Source organism: Comamonas sp. HJ-2, assembly GCF_053615495.1.
Genome location: NZ_JBSIFD010000011.1, coordinates 193,831 through 210,270 on the forward strand (window position 1 = coordinate 193,831; position 16,440 = coordinate 210,270).

Annotated in this window: 15 protein-coding genes; 2 read left to right on the forward strand and 13 right to left on the reverse strand. The window is 58.7% G+C overall.

Going from position 1 to position 16,440, the window contains the following annotated elements:
* Positions 1-80: 80 nt before the first annotated feature.
* Positions 81-1,760: a 2-isopropylmalate synthase gene (locus tag ACWGXF_RS11055; protein WP_452101922.1), complete on the reverse strand. Its 1,680-nt coding sequence runs from the start codon at positions 1,758-1,760 to the stop codon at positions 81-83.
* Between the two features lie 273 nt (positions 1,761-2,033).
* Here ACWGXF_RS11055 and ACWGXF_RS11060 point away from each other — a divergent pair, with 273 nt between their 5' ends.
* Positions 2,034-2,849: a helix-turn-helix domain-containing protein gene (locus ACWGXF_RS11060; RefSeq protein WP_452101909.1), complete on the forward strand. Its 816-nt coding sequence runs from the start codon at positions 2,034-2,036 to the stop codon at positions 2,847-2,849.
* A 134-nt stretch (positions 2,850-2,983) separates the two neighbouring features.
* Here ACWGXF_RS11060 and argA read toward each other — a convergent pair whose 3' ends face one another.
* From argA to ACWGXF_RS11120, 12 genes are all read right to left on the reverse strand, one after another.
* Entirely contained in the window at positions 2,984-4,330 is a 1,347-nt protein-coding gene (argA, locus tag ACWGXF_RS11065) for an amino-acid N-acetyltransferase (RefSeq protein WP_012838175.1), read from the reverse strand.
* A gap of 473 nt (positions 4,331-4,803) precedes the next feature.
* Entirely contained in the window at positions 4,804-5,715 is a 912-nt protein-coding gene (locus ACWGXF_RS11070; protein WP_452101910.1) for a type II secretion system F family protein, read from the reverse strand.
* A gap of 27 nt (positions 5,716-5,742) precedes the next feature.
* Entirely contained in the window at positions 5,743-6,732 is a 990-nt protein-coding gene (locus ACWGXF_RS11075; RefSeq protein ID WP_452101911.1) for a type II secretion system F family protein, read from the reverse strand.
* Between the two features lie 21 nt (positions 6,733-6,753).
* Entirely contained in the window at positions 6,754-8,169 is a 1,416-nt protein-coding gene (locus ACWGXF_RS11080) for a CpaF family protein (protein WP_452101912.1), read from the reverse strand.
* Positions 8,170-8,196: 27 nt separating this feature from the next.
* The gene (locus tag ACWGXF_RS11085) at positions 8,197-9,357 is read right to left on the reverse strand and encodes an AAA family ATPase (RefSeq protein WP_452101913.1); all 1,161 of its coding nucleotides are present in this window, start codon (positions 9,355-9,357) and stop codon (positions 8,197-8,199) included.
* A gap of 15 nt (positions 9,358-9,372) precedes the next feature.
* Positions 9,373-9,816, reverse strand: coding sequence for a TadE family protein (locus ACWGXF_RS11090; protein WP_452101914.1), 444 nt, complete (start codon positions 9,814-9,816; stop codon positions 9,373-9,375).
* A complete protein-coding gene (locus ACWGXF_RS11095; RefSeq protein ID WP_452101915.1) occupies positions 9,813-10,262 on the reverse strand; it encodes a TadE/TadG family type IV pilus assembly protein in 450 nt (149 codons plus the stop codon). The genes ACWGXF_RS11090 and ACWGXF_RS11095 overlap by 4 nt, the downstream gene beginning before the upstream one ends.
* Before the next feature lie 5 nt (positions 10,263-10,267).
* Positions 10,268-11,581, reverse strand: coding sequence for a pilus assembly protein TadG-related protein (locus ACWGXF_RS11100; RefSeq protein ID WP_452101916.1), 1,314 nt, complete (start codon positions 11,579-11,581; stop codon positions 10,268-10,270).
* A 13-nt stretch (positions 11,582-11,594) separates the two neighbouring features.
* Positions 11,595-11,816 carry a Flp family type IVb pilin gene (locus tag ACWGXF_RS11105; RefSeq protein ID WP_452101917.1) on the reverse strand — a complete coding sequence of 74 codons (222 nt, stop codon included), beginning with the start codon at positions 11,814-11,816 and terminating at the stop codon, positions 11,595-11,597.
* Positions 11,817-11,990: 174 nt separating this feature from the next.
* A complete protein-coding gene (locus tag ACWGXF_RS11110; RefSeq protein WP_452101918.1) occupies positions 11,991-12,311 on the reverse strand; it encodes a hypothetical protein in 321 nt (106 codons plus the stop codon).
* 14 nt (positions 12,312-12,325) lie between these two features.
* Positions 12,326-13,891: a type II and III secretion system protein family protein gene (locus ACWGXF_RS11115; protein ID WP_452101919.1), complete on the reverse strand. Its 1,566-nt coding sequence runs from the start codon at positions 13,889-13,891 to the stop codon at positions 12,326-12,328.
* Positions 13,892-13,957: 66 nt separating this feature from the next.
* Positions 13,958-14,188 (reverse strand): hypothetical protein, encoded by a 231-nt coding sequence (locus tag ACWGXF_RS11120; RefSeq protein ID WP_452101920.1) that lies wholly within the window; start codon positions 14,186-14,188, stop codon positions 13,958-13,960.
* A 191-nt stretch (positions 14,189-14,379) separates the two neighbouring features.
* Here ACWGXF_RS11120 and ACWGXF_RS11125 point away from each other — a divergent pair, with 191 nt between their 5' ends.
* Positions 14,380-15,654, forward strand: coding sequence for a tyrosine-type recombinase/integrase (locus tag ACWGXF_RS11125; RefSeq protein WP_182286817.1), 1,275 nt, complete (start codon positions 14,380-14,382; stop codon positions 15,652-15,654).
* Positions 15,655-16,440: the final 786 nt, after the last annotated feature.

Consider the following 16,440-nt stretch of genomic DNA (forward strand, 5'->3'; position numbering starts at 1 on the left):
CGTATGAGGGAGGGCACCGCGCAGGCCGAGCTTCAAACGGTATCGGCCGACAAGAGGGAGACGCGACGATCTATCGAAGGCTACGCGCGGGTCTGAATCATGTCCCCCTCAAAGCGCGCAGCGGCATTCACGACCGCCATCACCGATGCGGTGACGATGTTCGCGTGCATGCCTACGCCAAACCGTGAGCCGGGCACGCCAGGCCATGCGGCTTCGATGATGGCAACGGCACAGGCGTCGGCGCCGTTGCCCAGGCTGCGCTCTTCGTAGCTGTCGATGCGCAGCGGCAACTCCAGTGCAGCGACGGTGGCTGCAATAGGGCCGTTGCCGATGCCTTTGCGCAGCCTGGGTTGCCCGTCGGCATCGTGCCAGTGCAGTTCGATACCCTGGCCTTGCGGGCTGTCGAACAGGCGGTGGCTTTCATAACGCAGTGACCGGGACCCGGCTTGGGCATGCAGGTAGGTGGCTTCGAACAGCTCCCAGATCTGTGCGCTGCTAAGCTCGGTTTCGCTGCTGTCGGCCCAGGCCTGGACGATGGCGCTGAACTCGATCTGCATGCGCCGCGGCATGATGATGCCCCTGTCCTTCTGCAGCAGGAAGGCAATACCGCCCTTTCCGGATTGGCTGTTGACGCGCACGATGCTGTCATAGGTACGTCCCAGGTCCTGCGGGTCTATGGGTAAATAGGGTACGCGCCATGGGGCGTCGGGTTGTTGCGCCGTAAAGCCCTTGGCAATCGCATCCTGGTGCGAGCCCGAAAAAGCCGTGAACACTAGATCGCCCACATAGGGGTGGCGCGGATGTATGGGCAGGGCCGTAGAGGCTTCGGCGATGCGAGCCACGGCAGCGATGTCGGAGAAATCTAGGCCCGGAGCAATGCCCTGGGTGTAGAGGTTCAGAGCCAGCGTCACCAGATCCACATTGCCGCTGCGCTCGCCGTTGCCGAACAAACAGCCTTCCACACGCTGGGCGCCGGCCAGCAGGGCCTGCTCGGCACAGGCCACGCCGGTGCCTCTGTCGTTGTGGGGGTGTACCGAAAGCGTGATGTGCTCGCGCCGTGCCAGACGCCGGTCCATCCATTCGATCTGGTCGGCAAACACATTGGCGGTGGAAACCTCCACCGTGGTCGGCAGGTTGATGATCATGGGGCGCTTAGGATCGGCATCCCAGGCTGCAATGGCGACATTGCACACGTCCAGGGAAACGTCCAGCTCGGCCATGCAAAAGGTTTCCGGGGAGTACTGCAGCACCCATTCGGTTTCGGGGTGCTGCCCGGTCAGTTGCCTGAGGTAGCGTACATGGTGCCCCACCATGGCAATGATCTGCGGCACTTCCATGCCAAAGACGATTTCGCGGAAGGCTGGTGCCACGGCGTTGTACAGATGCACGATCACGCGGCGTGCGCCGGCCACGCTGCGCACCGTGGTGGCAATCAGGTCCTCACGCAGTTGGGTGATGACCATGGGTGTGACGTCGTGCGGAATCAGTTGCGCTTCGATGAGGTGGCGCACGATGTCGAAGTCGGTCTGGGAAGCGGAGGGGAAGCCGATTTCAATTTCCTTGAAACCGATGGCGACCAGTTCCTCGAACAGTCGCAGCTTGCGCTCGCGGTTCATGGGTTCGAACAGCGCCTGGTTGCCGTCGCGCAAATCGGTCGAAAGCCATACGGGCGCTTGCGTCAACGTACGGGCAGGCCATTGGCGGGTGGGCAAGTCCACAACGGGAAATGCGCGGTATTTGGTAGAGGGATCAGCCAGCATAGAGACCTTGGAATGGGTTGCAACAATCACCTGGTCTCCCTGCCCGGATGGAGCTGGCTAAGGCCGGGGTCTGGGAAGACCAGGATGGGACCATGCGCGAACGCGTGCATGCAGACCCCGACCAGATGTCAGAGCCAGTAGGCGTAGCGAAAGCGGGTGGCAGTGTTTCACGGCAAAGTGCGGGTTGATGCAGACAGTGGGGCTACTTTATGTCGTCAACGGTATAGACTTCTATCGATAGATATTCATTTGTTGTAGAGATTTGGACATCTCATGGGTTTTGCCTCCCCCGAACATGGCGCGCATGCGCTGGATTTGCAGCATGCCCAGGCCTCTCCACTGCCTGTCACGGGCGTGGAACAGCGCTATCCGCCCGGTCATGTGGTGCCCCTGCACAGCCACGCGCGTGGCCATCTGATCTATGCCTCGGAAGGCGTGTTGCTGGTCGAGTCCCCCAGCGGCCAATGGCTGGTTCCGCCGACGACGGCAGTGTGGCTGCGCCCGGGCATGCTGCACCGGATCACGGCGACCACGGCGGTGCGGGTCTATGGCCTGTTCGTCGACGAGGCCTGGTCCGCACAGTTGCCGGCCCAGGACGGCGTGCTGCATGTCGCGCCGCTGGTGCGCGAGCTGATGACAGCCCTGGTAGCATTGCCCCACGAGGGGCCGCATAGGCCGCGCGATGCCTTGCTGGGCAGTTTGCTGCTGGAGGAACTCAGCGCCCTGGCCCCGCTGCCGTATTACCTGCCCTGGCCCCAGGATGCGCTGATGCGACGTATCTGCGAGAGCATGCTGAGTGCACCGGCGCAGCGCACCACGGTGGAAGCCCTGGCGCGGCAGCACGCGCTCACGCCCAAGACGCTGCATCGCCGCTTTCTGAAAAGCACCGGAATGAACTGGGGCAGGTGGTATCAGCAGATGCGCCTGATGGCCTCCATCCCCCAGTTGCTGCAGGGCATGGCCATCACGACCGTGGCACTGGAAAGCGGCTATGAAAGCCATAGCGCATACTCGGCTGCATTCCGCAAGCAGTTCGGCCGTTCGCCGTCGGAATTCGCAGCTAGGGCGGACAGAGCAACGTTGCGTTAGCCGGTCCTGCAGCGCCCAGCGCCGTGGCTTGCGTAGCCGATGTCTGTCGCAACAGCATCTTTTGCTCCCCAAAAAAATAGCTTTCAACGCTTGTTCGTCAAGCGTTGAAAGCTATTTTTAATAATGAAGGCGGATTAGAGCTTCTTCACCAGCACCTGGCTCTTGCGGCCCCAGTTGTACTTGGCCTTGCGGGCCTCGGGCAGCCATTCGGGCTCGACAGGCTGAAAGCCGCGCTTGATGAACCAGTGCATGGTGCGCGTGGTCAGCACAAACATGGTTTCGCAGCCCAGGGCGCGTGCGCGCTGTTCGATGCGCTTGAGCAGCTTCTCGCCATCGCCCGTACCCTGGCTCTTGGGAGAGACGGTGACGGCGGCCATCTCGGCGGTCTTGGCTTCCAGATAAGGGTGCAGGGCGGCACAGCCGAAGATCACGCCGTCGTGTTCGATGACGGTGTAGCTGGCGATGTCGCGTTCGATCTCGGTGCGGTCGCGCTTGACCAGCGTGCCGTCGCGCTCGAAGGGCTCGATCAGCTGAATGATGCCGCCCACGTCGTCGATCGTGGCCTCGCGCAGTTCTTCGAGCTTTTCGTCAATGACCATGGTGCCGATGCCGTCGTGCACATAGATCTCCAGCAGCAGCGCTCCGTCGGTGGAGAAGGGCAGGATGTGGCTCCGTTCCACGCCATGCTCGCAGGCGCGCACGCAGTGCTGCAGATAAAAGCCCACATCGGTAGGCTGCTGCGCAGGCGGGAGCTGGGCCAGCAGGCGGCGCGCGGCGTCCAGCGGCAGCTCGGTATCGATGGGGTTGTTCTCGTCGGCCGGGCCGTTGGGGTCCATGCGCACGCCGGGCACTTCGGTGAGGAACAGCAGCTTGTCGGCCTTGAGCTCGATCGCCACGCGGGTGGCCACTTCTTCCATGCTGAGATTGAAGGCCTCGCCCGTGGGCGAGAAGCCGAAGGGCGAGACCAGCACCATGGCTTCGGAGCCCAGTGCGCTGCGAATGCCTTCCACGTCGACCTTGCGCACCAGGCCGGAGTGCATGAAGTCCACGCCGTCGACGATGCCCACGGGACGGGCCGTGAGGAAGTTGCCCGAAATCACGCGCACGCGCGCACCGGCCATGGGCGTGTTGGGCAGTCCCTGGCTGAAGGCGGCTTCGATCTCGTAACGCAGCTGGCCGGCCGCTTCCTGGGCACAGTCCAGCGCAATGGAGTCGGTGACTCGCATGCCGTTGTAATAACGCGGCTCCTGGCCCTTGAGGCGCAATTGCTCGTTGACCTGGGGGCGGAAGCCGTGCACCAGCACGATCTTCACGCCCATGGCCTGGATCATGGCGAGATCCTGGACGATGGAGCTGAGCTTGCCCGCATCAATGGCTTCACCGGTCAGGCCCACCACAAAGGTCTGGTGTCGGAACTTGTGGATATAGGGGGCCACAGACCTGAACCAGGGAACAAAGGTGAAATTGAAGACGGTGGACATGGCAGTGCGCGAAAACCTCGAAAGCGGGAAAAAAGGCCTGCGTCGGGTATTACGCAGGCCTGAGGCGCAAAGTGTAGCGGTTACTCGCTTGCCTTCGCCGGTTGCATCAGGGTTTTGTGCGCGCTGATCGCACAGTTTGTGGCTTTTGTGGCGCGATGTTTTCAAAAAATGACGATTTGTATTTGAGCAGAGCTCCTGAGGGCAGTCAGCGCCGAACCCATGCGAGGCAAAGATAGACACTCGGTCAATCGTCCGGTTGTCGTTTGTGCAGATCTATCCCTACGTTTCATTTCACGGCGCATTCTTTGACCACGTCGAGAGGGGGCTCCGGCTCAAGTTGTCAATCCAAGCGTCATGGAGTGAGCACATGCCCTCTGCAGGCCATTGCCGTCCTTGTGCATTAGATCAAAGAGCTTGAGATTGCTTTCTGGATATCTAGTCCGAGAGGCGAATCCGAACCACTGTTGGAGCCCTCACATGTTGCCGGCCATCATGGGCAGGATCATGCGCACCACTCGAATGATGGCAGGACCCAGAACCACCATGATGATGGCCGGGAAGATGCAGGTCACCAGCGGAAACAGCATCTTGGTGGGGATCTTGGCAGCGAGTTCTTCGGCGCGCATTTGCCGTTTGTGGCGTAGATCGTCCGAGAAAACCCGGAGCGATTCGCCTATGCTGGTACCAAATCGGTCTGCCTGCGTCAGCATGGCCGTAAAAGTGTGAATCTCATCTACACCGGTGCGGGCGGCCAGATTTCGCAAGGCTTTTTCTCGAGTGCTGCCGGCACGCATTTCCAGGTTGGTCCAGTGGAGCTCCTCTGCCAGGGCTTCACTTTTGATGCGAATTTCCTCAGTTACCTTGCCCAGCGCGGCATCCAGGCCCATGCCTGCTTCTACGCAGACCAGCATCAAATCGGCGGCATCGGGAAAGTTTTCAAAGATCTCGCGCTTGCGACGCGAGGCCATCCAGTGCAAAGCCAGATTGGGCAGGTAGCAGGCCACAAGCGCTGCAACCGAGGGGTAGAACAATAGCTGGGTGTTGTCTGCCTTGCTGGCTGCTCGCATGAGCGAGTACACCGCCAGTCCCAAAGCAAGAGGCAGCAGCGTTTTGACTCCAAAGTACAGCAGTGGTGCACTCTCGTGGCGGATGCCGGCATTCAGAAAGCGCAGCCGTAATGGCGTTGCATCAATGTCTTTGGTGGGTGACGACAGGTGTGCAAATGGGCCGACCAGTTTGACGACTGTTTCTGTCCACCCCTTGTCCTGAGAGGTTGGTGTCAGTGCCTGTAAACGCCGCGCGGTAACTGTTGGCGTTGCCCAGAAGAACAAGGCTCCAGCAGCCAGCATGACGGCGGTGAAAGTGAGCAGGGCGACGATCAACATGGAGGACTCCTTGCGTTTCAGATGGGCTCATACCCTGATACGGGCGATGCGGCGCAGCAGCAACAGACCTATGACCATCAGTGCGGCCAACCATTTCAGAATGGTGATGCCAATAGGGTCAGTCCAGAGCGGACGCATGAATTCAGGGTTCATTAGATTGAGCAGAGCGGCCAGTCCAAATGGCATCAAACCCAGGATCCAGGCCGACATTCGCCCGTCAGCGGAGAGTACGCGGACCTTGGCATGGAGCTTGAGCCGCTCGCGGATCAGGCGACTCAGGTTGCTGAGCATCTCGGTGAGGTTGCCGCCAGATTCGCGCTGTATCAGTACGGCGACAATGAAGTAGCGCAAATCTGTAATCGGTACCCGCTCACCCAGATTGGTCAAGGCCTGCTGTAGCGATGTGCCATAGTTGATTTCGTCATGCACCAGGCGGAACTCGTCGGCGATAGGCTCGGTCAGTTCCTCTCCAGCCATTTGCAGGCTTGCGGAAAATGCGTGGCCAGCGCGCAATGCTCGCGCTATAAGGTCCAGCGCTTCTGGGAGTTGGTGCTCCATACGTTTCAGGCGCTGCAGTCTTTTGCGTTGCAGAAACAGCCATGGAAGGGACCCCAACACCAAACTTGAAAGCACGCCCAACTCCATGGGCTGGCGAAGCATGATGGTTGTCAGCATACCTAGCGCAAACAGCATCGCACTGCCGAGCAGCAAGCCCGAAACCGTCCAGTCCAGGCCTGATTGAACAATGAAACGGTCTAGTTGGTGTGCGCGCGGAATGGTTTGCAGCACACGCTGCATACGGGGTATATCGCTTAGGACGCGTTCCTTGACAAGTTTGGTCTGTGTACTGTTGTCATCGGCTGCGGACAATGCCCGCAGGCGGCGTTCCAGCCGCTTTGCCTCGGGACTCTTGTACTGCTTCCAGATCGTGTGCAGTGCTTCCAGCAGCAGGAGCACGGCTACAAACACCAGACCGATGATTACCAGGACCGAGTGCGAAGAGAAAAAGGACAGCATGGCAGCTCCTTTTTACCGAGTTCATTGATAGTGACGCTCTGGAGCGAAGATGCTGTCGGGCAGCGCAATGCCGAAGCCTTTGAGCCGATCGGCGAACTTGGGCCTGACACCCGTGGCGTGAAAATACCCCTGGACTTCACCATTGGCGCCGACGCCGGTCTGGGTAAAGGCAAAGATCTCCTGCATGGTCACTACATCGCCCTCCATGCCAGTGATCTCCTGGATGCTGGTGATCTTGCGTTTGCCATCCGTGAGCCGGAGTGCCTGCACGACTACCGTTATGGCCGATGCAATCTGTTGGCGTGCGGCCTGATGCGGCAGATTGAGGCCTGCCATGCCGACCATGTTCTCTAGTCGTGCCAAAGAGTCGCGTGGCGTATTGGCATGGATGGTCGTCAATGAGCCTTCGTGGCCGGTGTTCATGGCCTGCAGCATATCTACCGCTTCGGCGCCCCGGACTTCGCCGATGATGATGCGATCAGGCCGCATGCGCAGTGCGTTACGCACAAGGGATCGCTGCGTGATTTCGCCACGGCCCTCTATATTGGGTGGGCGCGTTTCCATGCGCACCACATGAGGCTGTTGCAGTTGCAGCTCGGCCGCATCCTCGATGGTGACCACGCGTTCCGTTGTAGGAATATAGCTGGAGAGAATGTTGAGCAGCGTTGTCTTGCCGGCCCCGGTTCCGCCAGAGATGATCATGTTCACCTTGGCCTTGGCCAGAGCCTCAAGAACCAGGGCCATGCCAGGTGTCAGGCTTTTGAGATCGTTGATCAAATTCTCCATGCGCAGCGGGATATGGGCGAAGCGCCGGATCGACATCATTGGGCCATCAAGGGCCACGGGCGGAATGACCGCATTCACGCGCGAGCCATCTGGCAGGCGGGCATCGACCATGGGGCTGGATTCGTCGATGCGTCGGCCTATGCGTGAGACGATCTTGTCAATGATGCGCAGCAAATGCTTTTCATCGGTAAAGACAACGGGCGTCAACTCCAAGCGGCCCCGGCGTTCCACATAGATCCGGTCGTAGCGATTGACGAGGATGTCCGATACCGCTGGGTCGGCCATCAACAGCTCGAGTGGACCGAAACCCAGCATCTCGTGCTGGATATCTCGGATCAGCATTTTTCTTTCAAGATCGTTGATGGCCGCGGAGTCCTCGGACAGTAGTCGCTCGGTCATGGTCGCAATTTCTTGCTGCAGTGTCTGCACGGATACTGCATCCAGGGCAGCAAGATCAAACCGCTCCAGCAGCTTGGCATGAATGCGGCTTCTGAGTGCCAGATAGGCCGCAGAGTGACCATAGATGGGGGTGGATGGCGGAGGAGGCTCTGTTGCGGGCATGGCCGACATATCTGCGGACTCAGACACGACCTGCAGCAGAGGCTTGGGCGTGCGTGTCGATGGCGCGGTCAAGAAATCTCGTAGTGACATGACAGTCTCCTTCTGCAATACGGATGCCTACGCCCGGCGAAAGAGCCGGTTCAAAAAATTACCGTTTTCTTCATGAGCCCGAGGTGACAGTGCATCGGCCCAGGCCGTCAGCTCGCGCACCACGCTGCTGCTGCGAGCGGATTCAGCCAGCGGCGCTCCAGCATTGATGGCTGCTTGTACTTCCTGGGCAGAGTCGGGAATGCTGCGCCATTGCTGTTCCAGGCCCAGGGTCTTGCGCACTTCAGACAGCCCGATTTCGCTGCGCCTGTCCACCCTGTTCAGCACCGGATGCAGGCGGCTTTCCGGGTAGCCCAGATCGTGGAACATGCGCAGCAGCTTTTGCGCATTGCGCACGGCGGGTACGTTGGGCAGCAGCACAGGAACAATGCACTGCGCTTTGTCGAGCACGCGTAGAGCCAATGGGTCCAGCACGCGCCCCATGTCCAGCAGCACGAAGTCGTAGTGCGTGGCAGCCAGTTGCACGATGGCCTCAATATGCCCGGGCTCCACCTCCATGGCATGCATGGCATCTTCGGGGGCCGCCAGCACATGCAGACGCGGTGTGATCTTTACCGTGCTGGCCGTGAGAAAAGAGGCGTCAAGGCGGTGAAGGTCGCGTGCCACATCCGCCAATGTCGAGCTTGGTTTGCCTTCATGCAGGTAGGGCAGCGCATCGCCAAACTGCAGATTCAGGTCGATCAACAGCACGGAGTGCTTTTGCGCCAGCGCCCAGCCCAGATTGGTGGCCAGGAAAGTGGCGCCGGCACCGCCCTTGCAGGGCAGAAAGGCCATGACTTGCCCTTGTGCACGGTTGGGGGAGCTGTCCTGCAATTTGCTGGCAAGGCGCTGAACGGCATCGGCCAGTGCCTGCGGCGGCGGCGGTGATGGCAGAACCTCGCGCACGCCCGCCCGCATGGATTGCAGCAGAAACTCAGGTGTTTGCTGGGCGCACAGCAGGACCACGGCCATGCGTGGGTGATGGGTGGTTACCTGCTCCACCGGGGCCAGGTCTGCGGGGTCGCAGCACATACCATCGACGATCATCAGATCCGGCAGCTCCTGCTCGGCAATCGTGGGCATTCGGGTCTTGCCGCCCTCGAAGGTCTGCACCTGATGCGATTGCTCTTGCAGCACATGGGCCATCTCGCTGAGATGGGCGGTGTTGGGGGAGATGATGGTGATTTTCATACGAGTTCTCGCTGGTCAAGGAGTGCATTCCGAGCGGGCGTTGATGTCCTGGTACATGATTTCACGTGGCAAGGTAGTGCTAAATCCCGGCATGTCGATGACCGTCTGCGCCGCCGATCCCACAATGGGCGCGATCCATTGGAACTTCAGGCCGTCTTTGGGGATGCTTACCGTGACGCTCTGGCAGGTGGCAGTCGTGCAGCTGTCGGGTTTCCATATCACGTCCACAGCGGTGATCTGCGGCAGTCGATTTTTCATATAAGCCCGCACGCTATTTTTCTGATTCAGGTCATCGCACACCACCGCATAGCGAGCACCGGCGCGCGTGGCCTCGTTGGCCGCGGTCCAGGTATAGAGCAGGCGGCTGAAATCCACCACCCCCAGCAGGAACATTAGAAAGATCAGCAGCCCCAGGGCAAATTCAATGAGCGTGGCGCCGCGCTGTGCAAGGCGTTTCATGTTGGCATCCTCATTGTGGCGGCGATAGTGCCGAAGGTGATGCCGCCGCCGGTGAACAGCTGCAGGCCAAACACATTGGAAACCATGGACTGGAAGCGATAGCCGTTCACAGTAACGGTCACGGTGGTGCTGTCCAGTGGATAGGTGCCACTGGTCTGCCAGTTGCAGGTGATAGCCGCGCTGGCCAGGCCGGGGGCCAGTGGAGTGCCTTGAGAAAGGCTGCCATAACGAACCAAATTCGTGGCTGCTTGTGGACAGCTTGTGGGCGCGGGCGGCAACTGCACGGTCAGATAGCGCACGGCATCACGTACTGACTTGGTCACCGTGTTGTATTCATACAGAGCACGGCCAAACTCGATGACGATCATGCTAAGCATGATCATTAGGGGAATGGTCAGCGCCAACTCGATCAGCGCTGCTCCCTGTTGTGAACGGTGTTTGCGCATGGTGCTTACCTCACCAGTATGGGTACTACAGGGCCAGTAGTACCGCCTGCGTATCCGCTGCCTTTGCAGGGACTCTTAGGATCGTTGGCCAGACCCAGGTATTCGAACGCTGATGTCATGCTGGATGGCTGCAGGGGGGCCAAAATCAACATACACGCAAGTTCGTTATTGAATTGGTTAGCATTGCCTTTGATTACGGGGACTGTCACGACGCGGCGGTCAGCACCGTTGGCTTTTAGTACAGGCGCTTGCGATACTGTCTGGTAACCACCGTTGCCTACGCCGCAGTCCTCTGGATGGGTCGCACGGCCACAAGGCATGAAGGCCAGCCGTTTGTTCAAAAAATCCTGATAGACGTCGTGTCCCGGAGAATTGGATGTGGTGTAGGTGTAACTGGAGTAGTCGGGCTGGCCTGTGCTGGAGTAGTTCACACTCCCGTTTTTAATATCTGAATTGCTATAGATACCAAAGCGGTAATTCCAAACTGCGGCGATTTTGTTGGCCTGTGTGCCAGGTGTGAAGATGGCTCCGGGTTTGGGCGTAACGCAATAGCCGTTGAGCATATCGGCCTCGGTTGTGCTGGCATTCGTGCTGCCATTCAAGTTGCCCCAGGTCATGTTCTTGTCTTTGGACTTGCTGCCTGGGTCAAAAGGAATCCATTCGCCCACACTGGGCAGGCCAATATCCCAGCGAATTGCCACTGGAATGATGCAGGCAGACTGCGAAGAGACACGCGTCGCCACAGCCCGCACGCCCACGGCGCCGGTATTGGGCCAGGTGGTGCTATCGCCGGTAAATGCGCCCATGGCCTGCAACAGCCAAAGCTTGATGCTGCTCATGGTGTATTTGCATTCGGCATAGTGCGCTTTTTGGGCATCGGTGGTTCTTAGATATTCTTTGTCGCGAAAAATATCGATATCGCTGGCAGTGATCTTGCCTGCACCGTTCCAGCTTGTGGATTGCAGATTGGCGTTATTGGCATTGCCGGCAGCCATGCCTGCGCTCTGGGCGCGTGTAATGGCATCGGCCTGGCCATTGAGCTCGCGCGCCGCGGCCAGTGCGCAGCTGTCCACGGCGGTCTGCAGTTCGGTCTTGACGACAAATAGCCGGCCAAAATCCAGCGCGATGCCCATAAAGCCCAATAGAAACAGCATGAACAGGGCAAAGGTAATCAAAAAGGCACCATGCTGCCGCCGCAACGCGGCGGCAGAACCACGCAGGGGTCGGGCTGTGGGCCAGAAATGTGGGTGGTTTTTCATGGCGGATAGCGTGTTGATGGGTTTTATATGGAGAGCCACGGCAGCCCAGGCGGCCGCCATGGCTTCTTAAAAATTATGGAGCGGGAGCCGCACACGCCCCTGCGCCGTTCAAACACTGGGTGATCCGGGTGAGCCATTGGCTAAAGAAGGTGTCGGCGATAGATGACCTGATTAGGGTAATGAGGGCAATTGAAACTACTGCGACAACCAGCGCGTATTCAATGACCTGAGCGCCTTCTTCGTCGCGGACAAAGGACTGCAGGGATTGGGCAAATTGTTGAGCGATCTTGTTCATGGTGATATCTCCAAAGTAAGTAGGGAACCGAAAACGAACGGAAAACATCTACACGGATTGGATGCCGGTTTGCAGGGCCGGCGGTGATTGGCGTGCAAGGCCGCTATGCGATCTGCTCTCCTTTCAAATTCAATGGGGTGGAGCTGGTGAATCGGTCTCTGGAAATTACTAGGGCTAGGGTGTGCCGCCACCCCCGCCACCGCTGGAATTGCTGCTTAGCGCGCCACCAATATTGATGACATTGACTGCGCGCGGCGGGGTCTTGTAGCTCTGCTCGTAGCGGTCCATGGTGTGCGCCGTTGCGCGACCATCCATGCCGGTGGCGCTATCCACACCGACGCCAGGAGTCTTGCCGGCTTCAGGGTTGAGGGTCATCTGCATGCGTGCGGTGCGCACAGCCTCGCCAAAACGAGCGTCATAGTGGGGGGTTGTGCTGCCGCAGCCCGCCAGCAGGGCGGCGAGGGCCACGGGAAATAGAATGCTGCGTTCGATCATGGCTTGCCTCCGGTTCAGGTGGGCGGATTCAGGGGAGCGGGACGGTCGACAGAAGGTTCGACCGGTGCTTGGGGTTGCAGCTCTTGTGGCGTTGCAGCCGGAACAGGTGCTTGCACTGGTGTCGCGGTGGTGGCTGGCATGGTTGCAGCGGGTGCTGTTTTCGCGGCAGGTGCGGGCTCGGAACTCTCCAGTGCACCGTTCAAGTAGCGCTCGGCGCGTGAGGGCGGGACATGGTTGTCGGTGGGCACTCTGGGCACTTCTGCCAGAGCCTGTACCAGGCGCGGAGTGATGATGAACATCAACTCGGTCTGATCGGTCTGGAACTCGGTGCTGCGGGCCAGTGCGCCGAGAACCGGTATTTCCCCCAGCCCCGGAAAGCGTTTGACGGCCTCGGTGATGTTGTTTTTGATAAGACCGGCAATGACCAGACTTTGCCCGTCATTGAGCTGCACCGTGGTATCTGCGCGTCGCACCGAAAGCGAGGGAATGACGGAGGTGACGCCATTGATGGCGGTGAAGGGCGAGCCTGTCTGAGACAGGTCGGACACTTCTGAGACCAGCTTGAGATTGACGCGCGAGCTACCCAGTACGGTGGGCGTGAACTTGACGCCGATGCCGAACTCTTTTTCCTCCAGTGTCATCACTGGCACGCCGTTGGTATTGCTCTGCGACACGGGAATAAAGATCTTGCCGCCCGAGAGAAAGCTGGCCTGCTGGCCGCTGATGGCCATGATGTTGGGTTCGGCCAGGATGCGGACCAGGCCGTCGTCCTTCTGGCCGTCGATGTTGAGCGAGGCCTTGCCGATGCGCAGGGCACTCAACAGCGCGCTGCCGCCACTGAGGAAGTTGGAGGCAATGGTGTAGGTGTTCTGACCATTGATGGTCTGTTTGGCGAAGCTGGCGCCGAGCTTGTCGAGCAAGGTCTTGCTGACCTCGGCAATCTTGACTTCCAGCATCACCTGATGCGGTGAGGTGGTGCGCAGCAGGTTGACGATCTTCTTGCTGTCGCTGTAGGCGCCGGCGAGCGTCACCACATCGTCCAGGCGCAGCGGATTGCTGATTTCTCCGCTGAGCACCAGGGCATTGTCGGCGCCCTGGACGCGGATGCTGCGTTCCTCTGGCATGAGCTCGCTGAGCTTGGCCTGCAGCGGTCCTGGGTCCATGGTAACGATCACGTCCTTGATAAAGCAGGCACCCTGGGCGTTTTGCAGGATGACGTTCATGGAGCCGGACTTGCGGCCGCGAAAGAACAGGTCTCGCGGGCTGAGCAATTGCACCTCGATATCACCCATGCCGTTCTGCATTTGCGGCTGGCTATTCGCGGCCATGGGTGCTGCTGCCTGGCCCGCTCCGGGCGTCTGGCCGCTGACCAGGATGCGCGCCATGGGCGAGCTCAGCGGAATGACCACGGACTTTCCCAGCGTGACGGTGGTCGGATCCTCCGTGCGGATGGCCGTGCAATTCCTGGCGGGCAGGGTGTTGCGGGGCGCTGCGGGAGCAGCCGTAGCTACAGGGCCGGGGGGCTGGGCAGGTGTGCCCGCAGATTGGGCCAGCACAGGCGTGGAGCTGGCGAGCAGCATGCTGGCTGCTATATATAAGTGATGATGTTGCACGGCCGACCTCTCTTAGTTGTTGCGAGTAGAAGATCAGAAGCAGTTGAGAGTGCGAGCACCGCCCTGGATGACCTCGACACAGGTGGCCGTCGAGGGCTGAGGTGCAGGCCTGGCTCGCTGCATTGCGGGTTTGGCAGTCGCTGCGACCTTGACGGGTGCAGGGGTTGGCTCGGGTGTTCCAAACAGCTGGTGCTTGGTGATGCCCGCAGTGCTGGTGGGATCTTTGTCAATCTGGTTGCGCAGCACCAGTGAGAGATTGCCCACGCTGCGTGCAAGATCGAGTTTTAATCTCGAACCTTTTCAAAAACGTAAACAGTGCTGGCCGACGAAGGGTTCAAGCTCCACTCTCTCCTCTGGAGCGCTGCTTTTTGAGATGCCTAGGCCTTGTTTACTTTTTTTTTGTGAGAAGCTACGGAGAGAAATTTATCGTCCAAGCTTTGAAAAGAGTAAACAGATTGAGCACTTATCAACTTCGCACTTTGGAGATGGAGTCAGGCGAGCGTTTGCGGCTGCTTTTTTCTGCTACATCATCCGAGCCTCTGTACGACGCACTGATGTTCAATTTATTCATGCTGCGAGCGAGAGGCCTTGCTCACAGAACGGTGGATCAGGCACTTAGGAGCGTGATGCTCTTGCTGACCGTTTTCGACAAGTGTGAGGTCGACTTGGAGCGCTGTCTTAGAGAGCGTGTGTCGCTGAAGGACTATGAGCTGGAAGCTGTATTTGATGCCTGTTCCTATGAACTATCAGAGATTCAAAAGTGGCAATCTTTGAAATTAGTTGCTGGTGCAAAAAGCATAGTCAGAATAAGCGAGCATGCGCGTATGCGGTCAGGAATCAAGCCGTTGAAGCAAGTTCAAGAGCAGACGAGAACAATTCGACTTCTGTACATACGTAAGTATCTCGAGTGGTTGGTAGAAACAAAGCAATTTGAATTCCCAATTGATAGCGTTGAGTACCACCATCTACTTACTCAGAAAAATGTAATCAAGAAGTTTTTCAGCGAAAGGACTCCCTCCACCAGGAGCCGTAACACCTTAGACCAGCGCAGTGGCCTCGAGCCCAGCGTCAGGGCTCGTTTGTTGGAGGTCATTGAAATTGACCATCCTGAGAACCCGTGGGGTCGCTGTGTTCGTGAACGCAACAGGCTTATTGTGCTTTGGTTCTACCACACTGGCGTACGCAGAGCTGAGCTTCTGGGCGTGAAGGTTGCGGACATCAATTTTCAGCAGGCTGAGGTCCTGATAGCCAGGCGCCCAATTGACGTTGAAGACTCTCGACGCGATAAGCCTGATGCCAAGACTAGGGATCGTGTATTGCCGATTGCGAGAACGCTAGCGAAGGATACGCACGACTACGTTGTGAAGGCTCGGCGCCGAACGGGCCGAGCTCGCAGTCATCCATTCCTGCTTGTCGCAACCGGCTCAGGGAGTCCGTTGACGCTCTCAGCAGTGAATGCGGTTTTCGCAGCCCTGAGACGAAAGGTACCGGGAATCCCCGATGACTTCTGCCCACATGTACTTCGGCACACCTGGAACGACCGATTCTCTGAACTTTCGGACAAGGAGCGTTTTGAACCTGCTGAGGAGAAAAAAATACGCTCGAATTTGATGGGGTGGTCAGAGACCTCAAGCACTGCCGAAACCTACACACGCCGTCACGTGAGGCGCAAGGCACGCAAGGCTAGCTTGGCAATGCAAGATGGTGCTTTTGGTGATATCGAGATTTGAGCTAACGCTCCCATTCAGCTTAGTTTGAATTCGTGCCGTAGTCCCATGTCAGTTACACCATGACTGCACGGGTGGAGCATATGACAAGCGGTTATCACATCCAGGCTTTGGCTCTCCGCAGGCTCTATGGAGCTTTGATTGGGGTTCAAGCTTGATGATCTGCGTATTGACCATCTGTGCAGGTTGCGGCTGATGAAGCTGCTGGTCGTGACCGGCTGAGTTCGGCCAGAAGCAGCTGTGCACCGTGCGATCACGAACGGATGGTACAGGCTGGGCACGGGCGTTCGCCGTTCTAAAGCGAATGTCAGCAGCAGCTGGAACCGGTCTTTGACCTTTCTCGTGCGAAGTGATTCCTCTCGTCACCGACAACTCTCAGTCGGAATCTGTAGCCGGCCCGGTCGGCTAAAGAGGGAATGACCTTGGTCTTCGTGCAAAACTCCGTCACCAATCGTCCTTCATCATAACGCCACGCGCCAGTCCGACTGACGAGGAGTTTTCATTAGAGCTTGTGCCCCTTGAGCAGGGGGCATTGCGGCCAAAGCGGATCGAGGATGAGCGTGTGGACTTTTGCTCGCGTGATGCCGACGCGAAGCACACGTCGGCTTTTGGGATACGGAGCCGCGTCGCCTCGCCAAACGAAAGATGACTCGACGGCGGGGCCGGTCCGACGAGCTTCGCGGACGAGGATTACTCCGTCGAACTGCTTGCCTGTTGATTTCCACCCAGAAGTGACCCACTAGCCCCCGGTTTTTCCATCTCAATCTGACCCACGCATTAACCCTAGCC

What these genes read in the sequence shown, in the direction of transcription:
- ACWGXF_RS11055 (WP_452101922.1), bottom strand. Translation starts at nt 1,760, where the DNA reads ATGCTGGCTGATCCCTCTACCAAATACCGCGCATTTCCCGTTGTGGAC.
- ACWGXF_RS11060 (WP_452101909.1), top strand. Translation starts at nt 2,034, where the DNA reads ATGGGTTTTGCCTCCCCCGAACATGGCGCGCATGCGCTGGATTTGCAG.
- argA (WP_012838175.1), bottom strand. Translation starts at nt 4,330, where the DNA reads ATGTCCACCGTCTTCAATTTCACCTTTGTTCCCTGGTTCAGGTCTGTG.
- ACWGXF_RS11070 (WP_452101910.1), bottom strand. Translation starts at nt 5,715, where the DNA reads ATGTTGATCGTCGCCCTGCTCACTTTCACCGCCGTCATGCTGGCTGCT.
- ACWGXF_RS11075 (WP_452101911.1), bottom strand. Translation starts at nt 6,732, where the DNA reads ATGCTGTCCTTTTTCTCTTCGCACTCGGTCCTGGTAATCATCGGTCTG.
- ACWGXF_RS11080 (WP_452101912.1), bottom strand. Translation starts at nt 8,169, where the DNA reads ATGTCACTACGAGATTTCTTGACCGCGCCATCGACACGCACGCCCAAG.
- ACWGXF_RS11085 (WP_452101913.1), bottom strand. Translation starts at nt 9,357, where the DNA reads ATGAAAATCACCATCATCTCCCCCAACACCGCCCATCTCAGCGAGATG.
- ACWGXF_RS11090 (WP_452101914.1), bottom strand. Translation starts at nt 9,816, where the DNA reads ATGAAACGCCTTGCACAGCGCGGCGCCACGCTCATTGAATTTGCCCTG.
- ACWGXF_RS11095 (WP_452101915.1), bottom strand. Translation starts at nt 10,262, where the DNA reads ATGCGCAAACACCGTTCACAACAGGGAGCAGCGCTGATCGAGTTGGCG.
- ACWGXF_RS11100 (WP_452101916.1), bottom strand. Translation starts at nt 11,581, where the DNA reads ATGGCGGCCGCCTGGGCTGCCGTGGCTCTCCATATAAAACCCATCAAC.
- ACWGXF_RS11105 (WP_452101917.1), bottom strand. Translation starts at nt 11,816, where the DNA reads ATGAACAAGATCGCTCAACAATTTGCCCAATCCCTGCAGTCCTTTGTC.
- ACWGXF_RS11110 (WP_452101918.1), bottom strand. Translation starts at nt 12,311, where the DNA reads ATGATCGAACGCAGCATTCTATTTCCCGTGGCCCTCGCCGCCCTGCTG.
- ACWGXF_RS11115 (WP_452101919.1), bottom strand. Translation starts at nt 13,891, where the DNA reads ATGCTGCTCGCCAGCTCCACGCCTGTGCTGGCCCAATCTGCGGGCACA.